Annotated in this window: 1 protein-coding gene; it reads left to right on the forward strand. The window is 58.6% G+C overall.

Annotated elements, in window-relative coordinates; translation table 11 throughout:
- Nucleotides 1-72: 72 nt before the first annotated feature.
- A partial coding sequence (locus EN786_RS38420; RefSeq protein WP_210238940.1) for a hypothetical protein occupies nt 73-314 on the forward strand: 242 nt, incomplete at its 3' end.

Raw genomic sequence — 314 nt, forward strand, 5'->3', positions numbered from 1 at the left:
CGAATCAGGCCCGCCCACACCGATGGCGAGCCCCTGGCCGTTACAGACAGGTCCGCCGGCATCCAACGATCCATGGATTCATCGATTCCCGCCATGCGGCGCTTAAATCACATCGTCCGGTTTCCGGACAGCCCCAACCCCCGAAGCTTACAAAAAATATGCCTACGCCGCCATTACAAGACCAAGATTGAGCCTGAATTTCGGCATCCCCTATCCCCCCTCCCAGGCGGAACAGTCGCCAATCAAGCCCTGCCTGATATCCCGGATTTCAGATGCGTCATCAGCATGCCGTCATTCACCACCGCGCGCTCGAC

This window comes from Mesorhizobium sp. M4B.F.Ca.ET.143.01.1.1 (assembly GCF_004792275.1).
Lineage (GTDB): Bacteria > Pseudomonadota > Alphaproteobacteria > Rhizobiales > Rhizobiaceae > Mesorhizobium > Mesorhizobium abyssinicae.